Origin of the sequence: Phyllobacterium myrsinacearum (assembly GCF_002980555.1) — a bacterium.
In the GTDB taxonomy this organism is placed as follows: domain Bacteria; phylum Pseudomonadota; class Alphaproteobacteria; order Rhizobiales; family Rhizobiaceae; genus Phyllobacterium; species Phyllobacterium myrsinacearum.
The window spans coordinates 17,710-36,309 of the sequence record NZ_PVBT01000001.1 but is presented as its reverse complement, the minus strand read 5'-3'; the positions used below and the strand labels follow the sequence as shown (position 1 = coordinate 36,309).

18 protein-coding genes and 1 tRNA gene are annotated in these 18,600 nt (G+C 60.3%); 8 read left to right on the top strand and 11 right to left on the bottom strand.

Going from position 1 to position 18,600, the window contains the following annotated elements; translation table 11 throughout:
- The first annotated feature begins 141 nt into the window (after positions 1 to 141).
- The gene (locus C5750_RS00190; protein WP_105731865.1) at positions 142 to 1,119 is read left to right on the top strand and encodes an alpha/beta fold hydrolase; all 978 of its coding nucleotides are present in this window, start codon (positions 142 to 144) and stop codon (positions 1,117 to 1,119) included.
- Between the two features lie 10 nt (positions 1,120 to 1,129).
- On the opposite strand, the gene hisN is transcribed toward C5750_RS00190, so the two are convergent.
- Together hisN and C5750_RS00180 are read right to left on the bottom strand one after the other, a co-directional pair.
- A complete protein-coding gene (hisN, locus tag C5750_RS00185; RefSeq protein ID WP_105731864.1) occupies positions 1,130 to 1,903 on the bottom strand; it encodes a histidinol-phosphatase in 774 nt (257 codons plus the stop codon).
- Between the two features lie 249 nt (positions 1,904 to 2,152).
- The gene (locus tag C5750_RS00180) at positions 2,153 to 3,043 is read right to left on the bottom strand and encodes an N-formylglutamate amidohydrolase (protein WP_105731863.1); all 891 of its coding nucleotides are present in this window, start codon (positions 3,041 to 3,043) and stop codon (positions 2,153 to 2,155) included.
- Positions 3,044 to 3,317: 274 nt separating this feature from the next.
- On the opposite strand from C5750_RS00180, the gene cpdR reads away from it, so the two are divergent.
- On the top strand, positions 3,318 to 3,680 hold the full coding sequence (cpdR, locus tag C5750_RS00175; RefSeq protein ID WP_091878276.1) for a cell cycle two-component system response regulator CpdR: 363 nt from the start codon (positions 3,318 to 3,320) through the stop codon (positions 3,678 to 3,680).
- A 101-nt stretch (positions 3,681 to 3,781) separates the two neighbouring features.
- A tRNA-Val gene (locus tag C5750_RS00170) sits at positions 3,782 to 3,856 on the top strand.
- Between the two features lie 66 nt (positions 3,857 to 3,922).
- Here C5750_RS00170 and C5750_RS00165 read toward each other — a convergent pair.
- Entirely contained in the window at positions 3,923 to 4,882 is a 960-nt protein-coding gene (locus C5750_RS00165) for an NAD(P)H-binding protein (protein ID WP_105731862.1), read from the bottom strand.
- An 88-nt stretch (positions 4,883 to 4,970) separates the two neighbouring features.
- Between C5750_RS00165 and C5750_RS00160 the strand changes: the two genes are divergently transcribed.
- Positions 4,971 to 5,897 (top strand): LysR family transcriptional regulator, encoded by a 927-nt coding sequence (locus tag C5750_RS00160; RefSeq protein ID WP_105731861.1) that lies wholly within the window; start codon positions 4,971 to 4,973, stop codon positions 5,895 to 5,897.
- A gap of 132 nt (positions 5,898 to 6,029) precedes the next feature.
- Positions 6,030 to 6,512: a MaoC family dehydratase gene (locus C5750_RS00155; protein ID WP_105731860.1), complete on the top strand. Its 483-nt coding sequence runs from the start codon at positions 6,030 to 6,032 to the stop codon at positions 6,510 to 6,512.
- On the opposite strand, the gene C5750_RS00150 is transcribed toward C5750_RS00155, so the two are convergent.
- The 5 genes from C5750_RS00150 to C5750_RS00130 all read right to left on the bottom strand — a co-directional run bounded on the left by C5750_RS00150 (position 6,513) and on the right by C5750_RS00130 (position 13,088).
- Positions 6,513 to 7,697, bottom strand: coding sequence for a lipase family protein (locus C5750_RS00150; protein WP_105731859.1), 1,185 nt, complete (start codon positions 7,695 to 7,697; stop codon positions 6,513 to 6,515). It lies immediately after the preceding gene.
- Positions 7,698 to 7,877: 180 nt separating this feature from the next.
- Positions 7,878 to 8,435 carry a sarcosine oxidase subunit gamma gene (locus tag C5750_RS00145; protein WP_105731858.1) on the bottom strand — a complete coding sequence of 186 codons (558 nt, stop codon included), beginning with the start codon at positions 8,433 to 8,435 and terminating at the stop codon, positions 7,878 to 7,880.
- On the bottom strand, positions 8,428 to 11,433 hold the full coding sequence (locus C5750_RS00140; RefSeq protein ID WP_105731857.1) for a sarcosine oxidase subunit alpha: 3,006 nt from the start codon (positions 11,431 to 11,433) through the stop codon (positions 8,428 to 8,430). Before C5750_RS00140 ends, C5750_RS00145 begins: the two co-directional genes overlap by 8 nt.
- 3 nt (positions 11,434 to 11,436) lie before the next feature.
- The gene (locus C5750_RS00135; protein WP_105731856.1) at positions 11,437 to 11,808 is read right to left on the bottom strand and encodes a sarcosine oxidase subunit delta; all 372 of its coding nucleotides are present in this window, start codon (positions 11,806 to 11,808) and stop codon (positions 11,437 to 11,439) included.
- Positions 11,809 to 11,834: 26 nt separating this feature from the next.
- Entirely contained in the window at positions 11,835 to 13,088 is a 1,254-nt protein-coding gene (locus C5750_RS00130) for a sarcosine oxidase subunit beta (RefSeq protein WP_105733032.1), read from the bottom strand.
- A 411-nt stretch (positions 13,089 to 13,499) separates the two neighbouring features.
- On the opposite strand from C5750_RS00130, the gene rpsU reads away from it, so the two are divergent.
- The 3 genes from rpsU to C5750_RS00115 all read left to right on the top strand — a co-directional run bounded on the left by rpsU (position 13,500) and on the right by C5750_RS00115 (position 15,320).
- Entirely contained in the window at positions 13,500 to 13,751 is a 252-nt protein-coding gene (gene rpsU / locus C5750_RS00125) for a 30S ribosomal protein S21 (protein WP_099997993.1), read from the top strand.
- A gap of 114 nt (positions 13,752 to 13,865) precedes the next feature.
- Positions 13,866 to 14,711: a tetratricopeptide repeat protein gene (locus C5750_RS00120; RefSeq protein ID WP_245420996.1), complete on the top strand. Its 846-nt coding sequence runs from the start codon at positions 13,866 to 13,868 to the stop codon at positions 14,709 to 14,711.
- Between the two features lie 9 nt (positions 14,712 to 14,720).
- Entirely contained in the window at positions 14,721 to 15,320 is a 600-nt protein-coding gene (locus C5750_RS00115; RefSeq protein ID WP_105731854.1) for an NAD(P)H-dependent oxidoreductase, read from the top strand.
- Positions 15,321 to 15,370: 50 nt separating this feature from the next.
- Here C5750_RS00115 and C5750_RS00110 read toward each other — a convergent pair whose 3' ends face one another.
- The 3 genes from C5750_RS00110 to C5750_RS00100 are packed head-to-tail and all read right to left on the bottom strand — an operon-like array spanning position 15,371 to position 18,511.
- Positions 15,371 to 16,771 (bottom strand): NAD(P)(+) transhydrogenase (Re/Si-specific) subunit beta, encoded by a 1,401-nt coding sequence (locus tag C5750_RS00110; protein ID WP_105731853.1) that lies wholly within the window; start codon positions 16,769 to 16,771, stop codon positions 15,371 to 15,373.
- Between the two features lie 10 nt (positions 16,772 to 16,781).
- Positions 16,782 to 17,192: an NAD(P) transhydrogenase subunit alpha part 2 gene (locus tag C5750_RS00105; protein ID WP_105731852.1), complete on the bottom strand. Its 411-nt coding sequence runs from the start codon at positions 17,190 to 17,192 to the stop codon at positions 16,782 to 16,784.
- Positions 17,192 to 18,511 (bottom strand): Re/Si-specific NAD(P)(+) transhydrogenase subunit alpha, encoded by a 1,320-nt coding sequence (locus C5750_RS00100; protein WP_105733031.1) that lies wholly within the window; start codon positions 18,509 to 18,511, stop codon positions 17,192 to 17,194. Before C5750_RS00100 ends, C5750_RS00105 begins: the two co-directional genes overlap by 1 nt.
- Positions 18,512 to 18,600: the final 89 nt, after the last annotated feature.

Here is an 18,600-nt window from a genome sequence, read left to right as displayed (position 1 = left end):
GGAAGCCCTCCCCAGGGTTTCCGGTCATTTTTTTGTTTTTACGCGGACCCGGTTTGACCTTTATTGCCATGCATTTTATCAAAAGATGCAAATGCACCCGTGTGATCCCCTCATAGGCGGGACGAGGACTGACCGGTATCCATGACCCATCCGCTTGTCGAAACAGCAGCCAATCCGACGCCGCAGGATGCCCGTGTTGCCGCATTGCCGCTCAAGGGCGGCAGGCAGCTGCGCTACGCCATATTCCCCGCCACCACCCATCCCGTCCAGGGCACCGTGATCATCCTGCAGGGCCGCAACGAGTGCATTGAAAAATATTTCGAGACCATCCGCGACATTGCCAAGCGGGGTTTTGCCGTCGCCACCTTCGACTGGCGCGGCCAGGGCGGATCGAGCCGCCTGCTGAAAGACCCGCTGCGCGGTCATGTCAGACGTTTCGACCACTATGCGGCCGATCTGGAACTGCTGTTCGAAAGCGTGCTCCTGCCCGACTGCCGCGGACCGTTTTACGTGCTGGCCCATTCCACCGGCGCGCTGGCGGCGCTTCTTGCAGCGCCTGCCCTGGCAAACCGCATCCGCCGCATGGTGCTGATGGTGCCGCTTCTCGACGTCAATGGCAGCCGGCTCGGCAAGATTCTGCTCAGCGCCGTCGCCAATACGCTGCGGTTGACCGGTCTTGGCGGGATGTATATCCGCGGCGGCAAGCCGGTGATCAAACCCTTCGCGCTCAACGAGGTGACATCGGATGCCGCCCGCTACCTGCGCAACAGCGAAATCGTGAAGACCGCCCCGGAGCTTGCCATTGGCGGCCCGACCGCCGGATGGATCGCCTCGGCAGCCAAGGCGATCAAACGGGTGACAAACCCCGATTATATCGAGGCAATCCGCATCCCCACTCTGGTCGTCGCCGCCGGAGCGGATAGCGTTGTGTCCACTCCGGCGATCGAACGGTATGCCCTGCAACTGCGCAATGCGACGCTGATCACCATCGACGGCGCCAAGCATGAAATCCTGCAGGAAAAGGATTTTTACCGCGAACAGTTTTTCGCGGCATTCGATGCCTTCATTCCCGGAACCGGCGGCGACATGGCCGGGATCGAGAACGAACAGGCCACCTAGACGTGAGCATTCAGCGGTTGAGAAGGTCCAGTGCCTGTGCGTGCAGTTCCTTTGAGCCCGCCGCCACGATATCACCCGCCTTTTCCGCCGGGCCGCCGTCCCAATTGGTGATGACGCCGCCCGCCTTTTCGATGATCGGCACCAGCGCGACGATATCGTAGGGATGCAAGGCGGTCTCCACCACCAGATCGACGAAACCGGCGGCAATCATGGCATAAGCATAGCAGTCCGCCCCGTAACGCGGCATGCGCACGCTGCGCTCGACGCGGTCATAGGCCTCGCGCTTTTTGTCCTTGAACAAAGCGGGGGTCGTGGTGAACAGCGTGGCCTGCGCAATATCCGGGTTCTGCCGGGTTTTCAGCTGGCGTGCACCGCCCGGTCCCTCATAATAGGACGCGGTGCCGTCGCACAGGAACAGCTCTCCGGTGAAGGGCTGCGCCATGACGCCGGCCACCGCATCGCCATCGACGGTCAGGCCCGCAAGCGTGCCCCACACCGGAAGCCCCGATATGAAGGCGCGGGTGCCGTCGATGGGATCGATCACCCAGACATGCGAGGCGTCGAGATTCTCCGAACCGAACTCCTCGCCCATGATGCCGTGACCGGGATGGGTGCTGTTGATCAACGCGCGAATCGCCCGTTCGGCTTCCCTGTCCGCCTCGGTGACCGGGTCGAATCCAACCTGATATTTGTTGTCGATGGACGAAATGGTGCGAAAGCGGGGCAAAGTCTGCGCTGCCGCAACTTCGGCAATCCGCCGCAAAAACGAAAGTTCAATGGCCAAAACGGTTCCTCGCGATCAGAATTTTCTCATTTATCTGCATTGTCGGCTAAATTATTGCATTTTTTTTAGGCACATAATTATCGTGCTCAAAAAACCGCACAAATCACTTGACATTTGTGCGATGCAGCATAGATTGATTAACGGACGGGGTGACCTGTCTATGCCCTCCTTGGGCGTTTCCTCCCTAGACTTGGACCGCGCATCTGCGCGGTCTTTTTTTGTTTTCAGACGGGCCGCAGCAACCGGGTCTTATTCCGCCGCGAGCGGAACATCGAGGAAATGGAAGTCCGGCAGCGAGACGAGATCGGCCAGGAACTGGCTGATATCACGCTGCAGCTGTCCGAAGCCGGATTTGCGCTCGTAGTTGTGCTCGTTGAGATAGAGCCCGCGGTTGACCTCGATCTGCAGCGCGTGGAAACGCTTGAGCGGACGCCCGTAATGCTCGGTGATGTAACCGCCGGCATAGGGCTTGTTGTGCGCCACCGCATACCCCATCTCGCGCAGGAGATGGATGGCGGCATGCGTCAATTCCGGCGAGCAGCTGGTGCCGAACCGGTCCCCGATGATGAAATCCGGGCGCAGGCCGCTCTCCGGAAACCGGATGCCGGTGGGCATGGAATGGCAATCGACGAGGACGCCATAGCCAAAGCGGCTGCGCGTTTCCACCAGCATTCCGGCAAGCAGCGCGTGATAGGGTTTGTAGATCGTGGCGATGCGGCCGAGCGCTTCCTCGACGGGCAGTTTCTGCGCGTAGATTTCCTGCCCTTCGCCGACAAGGCGCGGCACGGTGCCAAGACCGCCGGCAACCCGGGCCGAATTTGCATTGGCATAGGAGGGAAGCGAATCGCTGAACATCTTCGCATCGAGTTCATAGGGCTCGCGGTTGACGTCGAGATAGGCGCGCGGGAAATGCGCCACCAGCATTGGTGCGCCGAGCATGACGCTGGCGGCAAAGAGCTGATCGACAAAACAGTCTTCCGAGCGGCGAATCGTTTGCGCATCGAGCTGCGACTGCTGCAGGAAGGCCGGCGGGTAAACCTGACCGCTGTGCGGCGAATTGAATACAAACGGAATACGCTGGTCAGCCGGCCGGCGCAGTTCATAGGGCAGCTTGTCAGGGAAATCGCGTTCGAGGGTCATTCTTCACTTCGACGGTTTGCTTGAATATACCTTACTTTAGAGCAACTTCGCCCCGGAGGGAATTGATCAGCCGCCAAAGGCGGTGGAACTTTTCGGGGCTGACCGGTCGGCGCGCATTCTTCGCGCGTCCGGCTGCGATCTTCCTCGACTTTTCCGGGGTTCCCCCTTATTTTCAGCAAATCATTCACGCGATCTTTACCAAAAAAGCGTCTTGTTAAGCATGATGGGACGCCTGTCTGGGGATGATCAGGCGATAGACAATTCGGACGGACTGATGAAGAGAATCCTGCTAGCAGAAGATGACAATGACATGCGGCGCTTCCTGGTGAAGGCGCTGGAGAAGGCAGGATACCACGTCACGCCTTTCGACAATGGCGCCAGCGCCTATGACCGGCTGCGCGAAGAGCCGTTCTCACTGCTGCTCACCGACATTGTCATGCCGGAGATGGACGGTATCGAACTGGCACGCCGCGCATCGGAAATCGACCCTGATCTGAAAATCATGTTCATCACCGGTTTTGCCGCCGTTGCGCTGAACTCCGATTCGAAGGCGCCGAAGGATGCGAAAGTGCTTTCCAAGCCTTTCCACCTGCGCGATCTCGTCAATGAGATCGAAAAGATGCTGGTAGCGGCCTGATCAAAGGCCCTATCTGCCTGCTCCGGTGAAGAAAGCCTGATAACTTCTTCCAACCCTATTGACGGACCGGAATCAATATGGTGTATGCGCCCCTGTCGGATGGGCGTGTAGCTCAGCGGGAGAGCACTACGTTGACATCGTAGGGGTCACAGGTTCAATCCCTGTCACGCCCACCATCCGAAACCTCCAGCCTCAAATTGCATTGCAGATCCGGCAGCTCCGCGATGCGGAGATCTGACCGGTTACAAGCAGCCCAGATCAGACAGCGTCTGCCGCACCGCCTCGTCGATCGGCGTCCTCGGCTCGGCGCCGAGTGTGCCGGTCAGCCGCGTGTTCGTCATGCGCAGCGGTTGCTTCCACAGATACCGCATCTCCTTCAATTCGTGCATGAACGCATTGAAGGGTGCCATGATCGGCACAATCCACCACGGAAACGACCTCACCTTCACCGGACGGCCAACCACGCGCCTGATGGCGGCAGCCATCTGCATGCCGTCCGCATCCCAGAACCCTTCCATGTGATAGACCGCAAAACGAGGGAGGCTGCCGGCCCGCTCGACCAGTTGAGCCATTGTTTCAGCGACATCGGGAAGAAACGCCCATTGATGCCCGATGCCGCGCCTTGAGGGGTTGTTGACGAGCGAGACCGGCTTTCCCGGCGCGACAAGCCCTTGCGAAAACCAGTTGTTTGCGGCCTTCGGGCCAAAGAAATCGCCAGCGCGCACGATCAGGACGTCGAGACCGGATGCGGAAGCATCCTTCAGACGCTGCTCCATCATGACACGCAGCCCGCCTTTTCGCGTGAGCGGATGTTGCGGGCTGTCTTCATCCAGAACGGGGAATGCGTCGGGTCCGAAATTATAGACAGTGCCCGGCAGAAGCACGCGGGCGCCCACCTGCCTTGCCGCCGCGATGGTATTGTCGAGCATGGGCACAACAAGCTTCTCCCAGTCCCGGTATCCGGGCGGGTTGACGGCATGGACGATCAGGCACACGCCCTCCGCGGCCCGGCTGACATCGAGTGGATTGAGGGCATCACCCGCAATCCACTCGAAATCTCCCTGGACCTTTGCAGCCTTGGCCAGATCGCGGGTCAGGGCCTTGATATGCCAGCCTCGCTTCAGAAGGTTGCGTGCGACCGCACCACCGATGCCACCTGTTGCGCCCAGTACCAGCGCCATCTTCTGCTCTGTTGATCGCATGCTCGTTTTCTCCGTTGTTCCGGCAACAGTGCACCAGCAATAAGATAAACAAAATTGACAAAATTCATTGACTAGCTATACATAAATAATGCAACAGATGCCGAACTGGGATCTTTACTGGACTTTTCTTCACGTCATCCGGCATGGCTCGCTGTCAGCAGCGGCGCGCGAACTCGGTTTGACACAACCTACGGTCGGACGGCATATCGATACGCTGGAAGACCTTATTGGTGCCCAGCTCTTCACCCGCTCGCCGAATGGCCTGCTTGCAACCGATGCCGCGCTGGAACTGCAACCCTACGCTGCCGCCATGGCTGCCAATGCCGCAGCACTTGTCCGTCTGGCCACAGCGCAGCGGGACGCGGTGGAAGGCACGGTACGCATTGGCGCGAGTGAGGTTATCGGCACCGAAGTCCTTCCGCAGATACTGGCGCCGCTGCTTGAGACCTATCCCGCCCTGCACATCGAATTATCCGCCTCCGATACGGTCGAAAATCTCTTGAACCGCGAGGTCGATATTGCTGTCAGAATGGCAGAGCCCACGCAGGAGGCGCTGCTTGTGCGCAATGTCGGAGACATTTCGCTCGGGCTCTACGCGCACCGTGCCTATCTTGCCAGATATGGCGTGCCCCGTACGCTGGCAGAATTGAAAAATCACCGGCTCATCGGGTTCGACAGGCAGACCGCCTTCATACGCAGCATCGAGAAACGCTTTCCGATGTCGCATGAGCTCAAGTTCAGCTATCGCACGGACAACAATCTGGCCCAACTCGCCGCTATCCGGTCAGGAATTGGCATCGGCATATGCCAGGACAGTCTCGGCCAGGCAAATCCCGACCTCGTGCGCCTGCTGCCCGGCGCGTTTTCGATCGTCCTTCCCACCTGGATCGCCATGCACGAAAACCTGCGGTCTTCACACCGCTTTCGGCTGATCTTCGATACGCTGATCAGAGGCATGCTTGCCCATATTGAACTGGCGTCAGGCAAGAAGATGCAAGGCCCCCTCGCGTTTTGACGCGCTGATCATAACGGTGAGTACCGGCTTTGAAACGATGGGGTGACGCGCAAGGGATGACATTTGACTCATAAAAGTCTATCGACACCTCCATCAACGATCTGATCCAATATTTCGGAAAGCCTGGGAACCATGAAGAACGCAATCACGCTCAAGCAGTTGAAAGCCGGCATCGGCACAGAAATCGGCTGTTCGGAATGGCGCGTGGTCAGCCAGGACATGATCAACAAGTTTGCCGATGCAACCGATGATCACCAGTTCATCCATACCGATCCGGAGCGTGCGGCCAAGGAAACGCCGTTCGGCGGCACCATCGCCCATGGCTTCCTGACCATCTCGCTGCTGTCGACGCTCGCCTATGAGGCGCTTCCGATGATCGAAGGCGCGACGATGGGCATCAATTACGGCTTCGACAAGGTGCGCTTCATGGCGCCGGTCAAATCCGGCAAGCAGGTGCGCGCCCGCTTCAAGCTGGTCGATGCGGATATCCGCCCGTCCGGCCGTGTGCTCAACAATTATGAAGTCACGCTGGAAATCGAAGGTTCGATCAAACCGGCACTCGTCGCCAACTGGCTGACCATTGCCGTGCTCGAGCATCCCCCGGAAATGGACTGATCAGGCGCGGACTGTCTCGACAAGCCGCCCGGCATCGTCCAGCGGCGCCGCACTGTCACGCACGGCCAGATCCTGGAAGGCAAACGGCCCCTGCACGAACATGCCCATGTCATAGGCATTGCGGATCTGCGCGCCCTTCAGGAACAGAAGGTGCATCTTGAAAAAATTCTTCTTGGCACGCGCATAGCGTTTGGCGCTGTGAATGTGCTTGAACCGGATACGCCGGATCAGCGGCTCGGTGCGCGGGATTATCCCCAGCGCCGCTGCCGGGTTCGACCGGTAGAAATGCACGATATCCGCAATGGTCTGATACTCCGCCCACAGCACCGGCGTATCCTGCAGGACAACCCGGACATCTTCCCGCAAATCCGTTGCACGCGGATGAAAGGCAATCATCAACAGGCATGAGCCGGTCGCCACCAGCGAAACGGGCTGCTGCCTGATGAGCTGCGGCGCACTGCGCCAGACATCGGCAATGGCCTCGACAGCCGGCACCGTGCCCAGGCTGTGCCCGATGATGACCACTTCGTCCGCGCCGCTCTCGCGCAGCTTCCTGGCCAGGTGATCGGCAAAGGCCTTGCGCCGTTCCTGCAATGCCGGGCTGCGGCGGTAAATCCGGTCTGACGCCGCCACCCAGTCATCCAAGAGATAGGACAGGAACACCTTTTCCCCCGGCCAGCGGATCATGAGGCGGGCGATGGCGAGCGCAAGGGGAATGGTCCAGACCATGTGGTAGGCGCTGAAACCGCCAAACAGCGGTCCAAGCCCGATCAGCAGCGCGACCAGCGAAATGAAACAGGTCAGCGCAAACGGCCACATGAAAAAGATGCAGAACCGCCAGCTTGTGCGCAGATACCGCCAGAAAGTGCCGGTGATGAGAATATCGAGAAACGCCATCAGGCCGGTGGCAAAGCGCGTTACGACATTGCGTGCGCAATAGGCATCGAAGATGTCAGCCGTGCCATACTGGCAGAACTCGGTTTCAACCGTCCAGTTCGCCCCGGTTGTGTCGAGCCGCATCGAGGCGATGTTCGGCCCCTCAGGCTGCATGGGCCCCGCTTTGGTTTTGGTGTGCCAGAGCGTGTTGAAATCGGCCGAGGCATTCAGATAGCGCCCGCGCACGGCATCGGGATGCAGGCCTTCATAGCCTGTAAAATTGATAACAAGGCGCTTTTTGACAGCCATAAACCACTCTCGCGACGCGACCGCGCGAATCGGCAGCCATCGGCATTCTCATTATGGCAAAGCACGGCGCAATTGTGATCGATAACTTCACCGGCGATCAATCTGCACACTATTATTACGCGGGGCTGTCAAATACCCGCATATTCGGCAAAAAGATCATCGTTGCTGACCGTCTGCCCGTCAGACGGCCACGTCCCGCGCGGTTTCCTGCAGAAAGCCGTAGGCATAGCCGGAGAAAGAGCGCCAGCACTCAACCCGGAACGTGTCCTCGGCCGTCCGCCACAGCACGATCTCAATCTTGCCGAGCACCGTGCGCGACGCCGCGCCAACCGGGAAAGCACCCAGCGACAGGTCCTGCGGGCAACCGCCATTGACAACCGCATCGGCGCCCCTGCCGGAGACAATGATCCCGATATTGCGATGGGAGACGTCGACGGCGGAATGCAACACCTTGACCTTGGCAAGATCGGCGACGAGCGAACTGCCGTCAGCATCGAGAACAAGCCATTCATCCGGGCCGATCCACAGGGCGGCGCGGTTGCCCGCAGTCGCCGTTGTCTTCGGTTTCAGCGGCAGGGAAAGGCCGAGCGCCTTCGACAGGGCCGCCACCGCATCGGGCCGCGCCCGCAGCGACACGCGGGTGGCATTGTCAGCCGGGGTGACCGATACGGACCCGATACCGGCTTGGCCGGCCTGCAATGGATGCGCGCGCTGCGCCGCTTGAGCAAAGTCAGCCATTCAACCGTTCTCCCTTTTCGTCGAAGAACACCGTTCCGGTCACTTCCACTTCAATCACGCCATCGGGCATCGGCACATAGAGCGTTTCGCCGAGCCGCTTTGTTCCGTCGATCACCAGCCCCATGGCTATCGACCGGCCGCAATTCTGCGACCAGTAGGACGATGTCACATGGCCGATCATGGTCATCGGCACCGGCTGGTTCGGATTGGCTACAATCTGCGCACCCTCTTCCAGCACCACGTGGGCATCTTTGGTCTTCAGGCCAACCAGCTGCTTGCGCCCGTCCGCCACCAGATCGCGGCGCAACAGACCGCGAATGCCGACATAATCCGTCTTGTTCTTGCCGATGGCCCAGGTCAGGCCCGCATCCTGCGGCGTCACCGTGCCATCCGTGTCCTGGCCGACGATGATATACCCCTTCTCGGCGCGCAGCACATGCATGGCCTCGGTGCCGTAAGGCGTCAGGCCCAGCGGCTTGCCGCGCTCGTAGACGGCTTCCCAGACGGCCCGGCCATAGTCGGCAGGCACGTTGATCTCATAGCCCGCTTCACCGGTGAAGGACATGCGGAACAGCCGTGTCGGCACGCCGCATATCCTGCCTTCCCTTACGCTCATGTGCGGCATGGCCTCATTGGAAAGATCGATGCCTTCCACCAGCGGCGCGATGATCTCGCGGGCTTTCGGGCCCTGCACCGCAATGACCGCCCATTGCTCGGTCGTCGAGGTCAACCAGACATTGAGATGCGGGAATTCCGTCTGCAGATAATCTTCCATGTGGTTCATGACGCGCGGCGCACCGCCGGTCGTCGTCGTCACGTGGAAGCGATCCTCGGCCAGGCGGCCAACAACGCCGTCATCATAGATGAAACCATCTTCGCGCAGCATGATACCATAGCGCAGGCGGCCGACACCGAGTTTTTCCCACGGATTGGTGTAGAGCAGCTCGAGGAATTTCGCCGCATCGGGCCCAACCACTTCGATCTTGCCGAGGGTCGAGGCGTCGAAGATACCGGCCTGATTGCGCACGGCAACGCATTCGCGGTTCACCGCCGCATGCATGTCTTCGCCTGCCTGCGGATAATACCAGGCGCGCTTCCACTGGCCGACATCCTCGAAAGCCGCGCCCTGCGCCGCATGCCATGCATGCATCGGCGTGCGGCGGGTCGGATCGAACAGGTCATGGCGGGCATGGTTGACGATCGCACCGAAAGTGACCGGCGTGAACGGCGCCCGGAAGGTTGTCAGGCCCACGGCCGGGATCGGACGGTTGAGCGCTTCGGCGGCAATCGCCAGCCCGTGCAGGTTGGAGGTCTTGCCCTGATCGGTGGCCATGCCGTTGGTGGTGAAGCGCTTGACGTGCTCGATGGAATGCATGCCTTCGCGCACTGCAAGGCGCACGTCCTTGGCGGTCACGTCGTTCTGGAAATCGACGAAAGCCTTGACCGTTGTATCGGCACCCGCACCCGGCGCCGAGCCGATCATGCCGAGCACCCAGTCGGTTCCGCCGGTTGCCTTGAGCGCCTTGGTCTTGCCCTTGAAACCGGTCTCACCGGCAAGCTTGCTGCCAGCCGCTGCGGCTTCATCAAGCGCCTGCTGCAGCCCGTCGCTGCCGTTGCAGGCGCCGACCGAAACACAATCCTGCGCATAGGTGCCAGGCAGGAACCGCTCATTGGCGGCATCCCACGCCACCTTGCCGCGCGACTGCGAGAACAGGTGCACGGAGGGTGTCCAGCCCGCCGACATGATCAGCGCATCGACCACGACCTTGCGCTCGCTGCCGCCCCGGTTGGGGCGGATACTGATGGAGGAGACGCGGCGTTTGCCCCCGGCGCTGAACACCGCATGACCGGTCACAACGTCGATACCGAGCGAACGGGCTTCCTCGATTACCGGCGAGGATGGATTGTCACGCGTGTCGACAATAACGGGAACGTCGACGCCGGCCCGCTTCAGATCGATGGCCGCCGCATAGGCGGAATCATTGGCGGTGTAGACGCCGACCTTGCGGCCGACCGCGACCCCATACTGGTTGAGATAGGCGCGCGCTGCCGAAGCCAGCAGAATGCCGGGACGGTCATTGTTGGCGAAAACCATGTGCCGTTCGATGGCGCCGGTCGCCAGGATGACCTTCCTGGCACGCACCTGCCACAGGCGCTCCCTTGGCATGTCGGAACCGGGATTGCTCAGATGGTCGCTGATGCGTTCGACAAGGCCGACAAAATTCTGGGCGTAATAGCCGAACGCTGTGGTGCGGGTGAGAACCGTGACGTTTTCCGTGGCGCGCAGGGATGCCAGCGTTTCCGTGGCCCAGTCATAACCCGGCTTGCCGTCGATGGTCACGTCGGTCTCATAGCGCAGCGCGCCGCCCGCTTCCGGCTGCTCGTCGCAGATGATGACCTTGGCACCGGCTTGCGCGGCGGTGCGTGCCGCAGCCAGACCGGCAGCGCCACCGCCGACAACCAGAACATCGCAATGGGCAAACCGGTTGGAATAGCGGTCCGTGTCGGCTTCACCCGGAACAACACCAAGACCAGCAGCCGCACGAATCTTTGGCTCATAGATGGTTTTCCATGCGAACTTCGGCCACATGAATGTCTTGTAGTAGAAGCCTGCGGGCAGCATGGGCGAGAACAAATCATTGATCGCACCGACGTCAAAGGTCAGCGACGGCCAGCGGTTCTGCGACTTGACCTTCAGCCCGTCATAAATCTCCTGCACGGTCGCCCGCACGTTCGGCTGCTTGCGGGATTTGTCGCGCTCGATATCAACCAGCGCATTCGGCTCTTCGCTGCCTGCGGAGAGGATGCCGCGCGGACGGTGGTATTTGAACGAACGGCCGACCAGATGAATGCCGTTGGCCAGCAGCGCCGAGGCCAGCGTGTCGCCTTCAAGACCCGTCAGGCTCTGCCCGTCAAAGGTGAAGCGAACGGTCTTGGCCGGGACGAGACGGCCGGCGCCGGCAATACGGTTGCTTCCGGAATGGGCTGTGGTGCTCATCGCTTACAGCTCCCCTTTCTTGGCGCGGGGCGCGCGTTTCTTTGCAGGTTCAGCGGCGGTGGCAGACACAGAAGCGGCTTCCGGATTGAGAAGCGCTTCGACATCCGGGCGCGGTTCGCCCGCCTTGTAGACAGTCAGGAACTTGTCGGAGACGGAATCGCGCACCGCATTGAAGAAACGGCCACAGCCATGAATGTGCCGCCAGCGCTCAAACTGCAGCCCCTTGGGATTCTGGCGGAAATAGAGGAAGGCGGCAAAGTCGTCGTCCGATTGTTCCGATATGGCCGGGGAGCGCACAAGATGCGCCTCACCCGCGTTGCGGAATTCCAGCTCCGGGCGCTCTTCTTCGCAATAGGGGCATTTGATGAGAAGCATTGTCGTCGTCTCGTTTCTTGAATCTGTCAGTGCGCCACGGCGGCGGCGGCGGCTTCGTCGATCAGGCGTCCGGTGGTGAAGCGCTCAATCGTGAACGGCGCATTGATCCGGTGCGGCTCGTCCCTGGCGATCGTGTGGGCGAACACATTGCCGGAGCCGGGCGTTGCCTTGAACCCGCCGGTTCCCCAGCCGCAATTGACGTAGAGACCGGGGACAGGCGTCTTGGCGAGGATCGGCGAGCGGTCGGGCGTCACGTCGACGATACCGCCCCAGGACCGCAGCATTTTCAGCCGTGTCAGCACCGGGAACATTTCGCAGATCGCGTCCAATGTGTGGTTGATGATGTGCAGGCCGCCGGTCTGGGAATAGGAGGTGTACTGGTCCGTCCCCGCGCCGATGACCATTTCGCCCTTGTCCGACTGCGAGATATAGGCATGCACAGTGTTCGACATGATCACGCAAGGGATCAGCGGCTTGACCGGCTCGGACACCAGCGCCTGCAGCGGATAGCTTTCCAGCGGCATGCGCACACCGGCCATGTTCATGATAACGGAGGTGTGCCCGGCGGCCACCACTCCGACCTTCTTGGCATTGATCGGGCCGCGATTGGTATCGACGCCGACAACCGCGCCATTGGCAGCGCGGCGGATGCCGGTCACTTCGCAGTTCTGGATGATGTGAACGCCGCGATCGGCAGCCGCGCGGGCATAACCCCAGGCAACGGCATCGTGACGGGCCGTGCCGCCGCGCCGCTGCAGGGCTGCGCCGATGATCGGGTAGCGCGCATCGGCGGACAGGTTGATCGGCGGGCAGAACTCCTTGACCTGTTCGGGCGTGAGCCATTCATTGTCGATGCCGTTGAGCCGGTTGGCATGGATATGGCGCTTGAACACCTGAACGTCGTGGATATTGTGCGCCAGCATCATCACGCCGCGCGCCGAATACATGACGTTATAGTTCAGGTCCTGGCTCAGGCCCTCCCACAATTTCACCGCATGTTCGTAGATGCCGGCCGATTCGTCGTAGAGGTAATTGGACCGGATAATCGTGGTGTTGCGGCCGGTATTGCCGCCGCCAAGCCAGCCCTTTTCCAGAACCGCGACATTGGTGATGCCGTGTTCCTTCGCCAGGTAGTAGGCGGTGGCAAGGCCATGTCCGCCAGCGCCAACGATGATGACGTCATATTCCGACTTGGGTTCGGGCGATGTCCATTGCTGATCCCAGCCCTTGTGGGCACGCAATGCCTCGCGGGCCAAAGCAAACACTGAATATTTCCGCATCATTCAATCCTTTGCAGAGCTTTCGGCCGTTTCGTTTGACCTTGGCGGAGCGTTTTGTTCCACGATTTGCGAGAGCTTTATCCTGTCCTGAAATCGACATCGATTTTCAAGCGCAGGATCGCACTTTTATGCATCAGTAACGCATCCGCCTGAAGGTCTTTTGCCATTTTGCGACGGAGATTGGCGTTCCGTGCCGGTTATTCTAAAATTGCACGGGCACACGAAGCGGCGGCCGGAAAGAATATCCGCCATTTTAAGCGGCTTCACCATGGACATTCCATTGCCATTCTGATAATGGCCTCGTCAGTTTGCGATGGATGACCGTCGCGAAGTTTGGATTGCTGACCCACTGACCAAGGATACGGGTTCGAATCCAGGCTCAACGAAATTCTAAGAGATACAGGATAAAACGTGCAGGTACTCGTACGCGAAAACAATGTTGATCAGGCTCTCCGCGTTCTCAAGAAGAAGATGCAGCGCGAAGGCATGTTCCGCGAAATGAAGATGCATGATCATTACGAGAAGCCCTCGATCAAGCGCGCCCGCCAGAAGGCAGAAGCCATCAGCCGCGCCCGCAAGCTTGCCCGCAAGCAGGCCCAGCGCGAAGGTCTTCTGCCAATGCCAGCACGCAAGGCACCGGTCCGCGCTTCCGCGGCTCGTTGATCAGCACTTTATTAACGCCTTGACACAATAACGGGGTGGAGTGGCTTGCGTCACACCGCCCTTTTTGCGTTTTCGATTGAACGGGATACCAAGAGTATGACACATTCGCTTGAAATGGTTTCGTATCGCGACCCGCAATCGGCATTCAAGGCGTTGCGCACCACCGGACTGGTGATCGCTTCGGTTCTCACCCTGGCTGTTGCCGGATGCCAGACCTCGACCTCCGACATGACCGGGATCGACAAGGCGCAAGGGTCTTCCGAGAACATCAGTTCGCTCGACAATGTCATCCGCAACAATCCCCGTGATCCCGAAGCCTACAATGTGCGCGGCTCTGCGTTTGGCCGGGCTGGCCGCAACAGCGATGCCATCAAGGATTTCAACACGGCGTTGCAGTTGAACCCGAATTTCTACCAGGCCTATGCGAACCGCGCGCTGGTCTACCGCAATATGGGCAACACGGCCCAGGCAGCGGCAGACTACAGCAAGGCCATCCAGATCAATCCGCAGTATGACGCCGCCTATATCGGCCGCGGCAATCTCTACCGCCTGTCGGGACAGCTCGACCGGGCCTTCAACGATTTCCAGCAGGCCATCCAGCTCAACACAACCGATCCCCGCGCCTATCACAATCGCGGCCTGATCTATCAGGCGCGCGGCCAGCACAAGCAGGCGATCGAAGATTTCTCCACGGCCATCTCGCTGCAGCCCGATGCGGCCGAGCCCTATAATGGCCGCGGCATTTCCTACGTGGCCATGGGTGATGACGACAACGCCTTCGATGATTTCAACAATGCGATCAAGCTGGACGGCACGATTGCCGAGGGCTGGGCCAATCAGGCATTGATCTACGAGCACCGCGGCGACAAGGCCCGCGCGGCGAAATCCTATGCCAAGGCGGCTCAGCTCGACCCCAAATACAAGCCCGCCCTTGATGGCCTGGCGCGTACGCGCTCCTGATCCCATCCCATGAAGCGGTTCCTCGTTGTTTCCGCTCATCCCCTGAAAGAAAGCCTGTGCGGGCACCTGACCGCGCTGGTGGCAGAACAGATTGCCGCGTCACCACATGAATTGCAGCTGTTCGATCTTTATCAGCGTGGCTTTGATCCCAGGCTTTCGCCCGGGGAAAGGCAAAGCTACTACACCACGCAATATGACACGGCTGGCATCGCCCACGACTCCGCCGCATTGCAGAATGCCGATGTGCTCATCCTGGTTTTTCCCACCTGGTGGTTTGGACTGCCCGCCATATTGAAGGGGTGGATCGACAGGGTTTTCGTGCCAGGCACCGCCTATGATCATGCACCGGACTTCGGCCGGATGATTCCCCGTCTCAATGCCATGACCGCCTGCATCGCCATCACCACGCTCGGATCACCCTGGTGGATCGACCGGCTGATCATGTTCCGTCCGGTGCGCCGCATCCTCGGCACGGCCATCATCGGCCCCTGCGCGCCCAAGGCGCGCTTCTCCATGCTGTCGCTCTACAATTGCGAAAAGCTCGACCCGGCCCGGCTTACGGCCTTCGAACGGAAGGTCCGGCGGGCGATCCAGAAGACCCTGACATGAAAAAGCCCGCCGGTTTGGCGGGCTTTCCATTTGTTCCGTCAGCAACCGGATCAGTGATCCAGCGCCTTGACGATGTTTTCGACCATCTTCTTGGCGTCGGCAAACAGCATCATCGTGTTGTCGCGGAAGAACAGCTCGTTCTCGACACCCGCATAGCCCGAGCCCATGCCGCGCTTGATGAACAGAACCGTACCCGCCTTGTCCACGTCGAGGATCGGCATGCCGAAGATCGGCGATTTCGGATCAGTCTTCGCCGCCGGGTTGGTGACGTCATTGGCACCGATGACGAAAGCCACGTCGGCCTGCGCAAACTCGGAGTTGATGTCTTCCAGCTCGAACACTTCATCATAGGGAACATTGGCTTCGGCCAGAAGCACGTTCATATGACCGGGCATGCGGCCCGCGACCGGATGGATGGCATATTTGACTTCCACGCCCTCGGCCTTCAGCTTGTCGGCCATTTCACGCAAGGCATGCTGGGCCTGCGCCACCGCCATGCCGTAACCCGGCACGATGATGACCTTGGAGGCGTTCTTCATGATGAAGGCAGCATCATCGGCCGAGCCCTGCTTGACCGGGCGCTGTTCGACTTCACCGGCCGCAGCACCACCGGTCTCGCCGCCGAAGCCGCCGAGAATGACCGAGATGAACGAGCGGTTCATGCCCTTACACATGATGTAGGACAGGATGGCACCGGAAGAGCCCACCAGCGCGCCGGTGATGATCAGCGCCAGGTTGCCGAGGGTAAAGCCGATACCGGCCGCAGCCCAGCCCGAATAGGAGTTGAGCATCGACACCACGACGGGCATGTCGGCACCGCCGATCGGCACGATGATCAGCACACCCAGAACCAGCGAGAGCAGGACGATCAGCCAGAAGACGAAATGGCTTTCGCTCATTACCAGCGCCACGACCAGCACGACGATGGCAATCGCCAGGCCGGCATTGAGCACGTGGCGGCCCGGCAGCATGATCGGCTTGCCGGACATACGGCCATCAAGCTTGAGGAAGGCGATGATGGAACCGGTAAAGGTGATCGCGCCGATGGCGACACCCAGCGACATTTCCACTAGCGCCTGCCCATGGATGGAGCCGACTTCGCCGATCCCGAAGGAATTGGGCGAGTAGATGGCGGCCGCAGCCACCATGACGGCGGCCAGACCGACCAGCGAGTGGAAGGCGGCAACCAGCTGCGGCATGGCCGTCATGGCAATGCGTCTGGCCGTATAGGCACCGACGCCGCCACCGATGGCAAGGCCGATGACGATCAGGCCAAGGCCTCTGAAGCTCGGCTCGGCAAGCGTCAGCGTGGTGAGGATCGATATGCCCATACCGATCATGCCGTAGAAATTACCCTGACGGCTTGTGGTGGGATGCGACAGGCCGCGCAGCGCCAGAATGAACAGGACGCCGGAGACAAGATAAAGAAAAGCTGCGAGATTTACGCTCATTGCTCAGGTCTCACTTTTCTTTTTTCTTGTACATGGCGAGCATGCGATGGGTCACAAGGAAGCCGCCAAAGATATTGACGCTGGCAAGCACAAGGGCGATGAAGCCGAAGCCGGTGGCAAAGCCGCTGGCAGACAGGCCGACCGCAAGCAGCGCACCGACGACGATAACCGATGAGATGGCGTTGGTGACGGCCATGAGCGGCGTGTGCAGGGCCGGCGTGACCGACCAGACCACGTAATAGCCGACAAAGATCGCCAGAACGAAGATCGCGAGGCGAAACACGAAGGGATCGACGGCGCCGCCGGTCACCGCATGAGCCGCGGCACCAGCCGCTTCCGGCATGTTTTCAGCAGCCTGGCGAACCGTTTCGGCTGCCTGATTGAGACTATCAAGCGCTTTTTCGAGTGCGGTATCAGCCATCACGCCTCTCCTTCAGTCTTTTTGGGGGTCGCCGTCTTGGCCGCGGTTTTCCTGGGTGCAGCAGCCTTTTTCGGCGCAGCCTTGGCCGTAGCCTTCTTGGATTCGGCCTCAGCCGGTGCGGCTGGCGCCGCCTTGGCTGCAACCTTTTTGGCCACAGGCTTTGCCGCAGGGGCAGCAGCCGTTGTCGCCGCAGCGGCAAAGTTCGGATGAACCACCTTGCCGTCATGGGTCAGCACGGTTGCCTTGACCAGTTCGTCATCGAAATTGATCTTGATGGCCTTGGCATCCTTGTCGACCAGCGTCTCGACGAAAGCCACGAGGTTCTTGGCGTAGAGCTGCGAGGCGGTCGCAGCGATACGGCCGGCGACGTTGAGGTGACCGACAATCTTCACACCGTCGACATCGACGGTCTTTCCCGCCACAGCCCCTTCGACATTGCCGCCGCGTTCGACCGCGAGATCGACAATGACCGAGCCGGGGCGCATGCGTGCATACATCTCCCGGCTGACGAGCCGCGGTGCGGGCCGTCCGGGAATGAGCGCCGTGGTGATGATGATATCCTGCTTGGCAATATGGTCGGCAACCAGCGCCGCCTGCTTTGCCTGATATTCCTTCGACATTTCCTTGGCGTAGCCGCCAGCGGTTTCAGCCGCCTTGAACTCGTCGTCCTCGACGGCAAGGAATTTCGCACCGAGCGACGCAACCTGCTCCTTCACGGCGGGGCGCACGTCCGTCGCGGTGACGACGGCGCCCATGCGGCGCGCCGTGGCAATCGCCTGCAGACCGGCAACGCCGACACCCATGATGAAAATCTTGGCGGCAGGAACAGTACCGGCCGCCGTCATCATCATCGGCAGAGCCCGGTCATACTCCCCGGCCGCATCGACCACCGCCTGATAACCGGCAAGATTGGCCTGACTGGACAGAACGTCCATGACCTGCGCCCGCGTGATGCGCGGCATGAATTCCATGGTGAAGGCGGTGACACCCGCATCGGCCAGTTCCTTGACGGCAGCATCATTGCCGTAAGGGTCGAGCATGGCGATGACGACAGCGCCCTTTTTGTAGGATTTGAGCTCAGCGGCGGATGGGCGCCGGACTTTCAGAACGACATCGGCGGTCCTGATGTCGGCGGTTTTGCCGATGGTCGCGCCCGCCGCTTCGAATTCACGGTCGGGAATACGGGACAAGACACCCGCACCGCCTTCCACAATGACTGAAAAACCAAGACCGATCAGTTTTTTGACCGTTTCCGCCGAACCGCCAACCCGCGGTTCATTTGCGTCGGTCTCTTTCGGTATGAACAGTGTCTGAGCCAAGCCCTCACCCCCAAGCATGTTGTCACTATACAGACAGTGGCCCGAAGACCCGCGCGCCTGCCCCGCTATGACGATTGGCAATCCTGGCG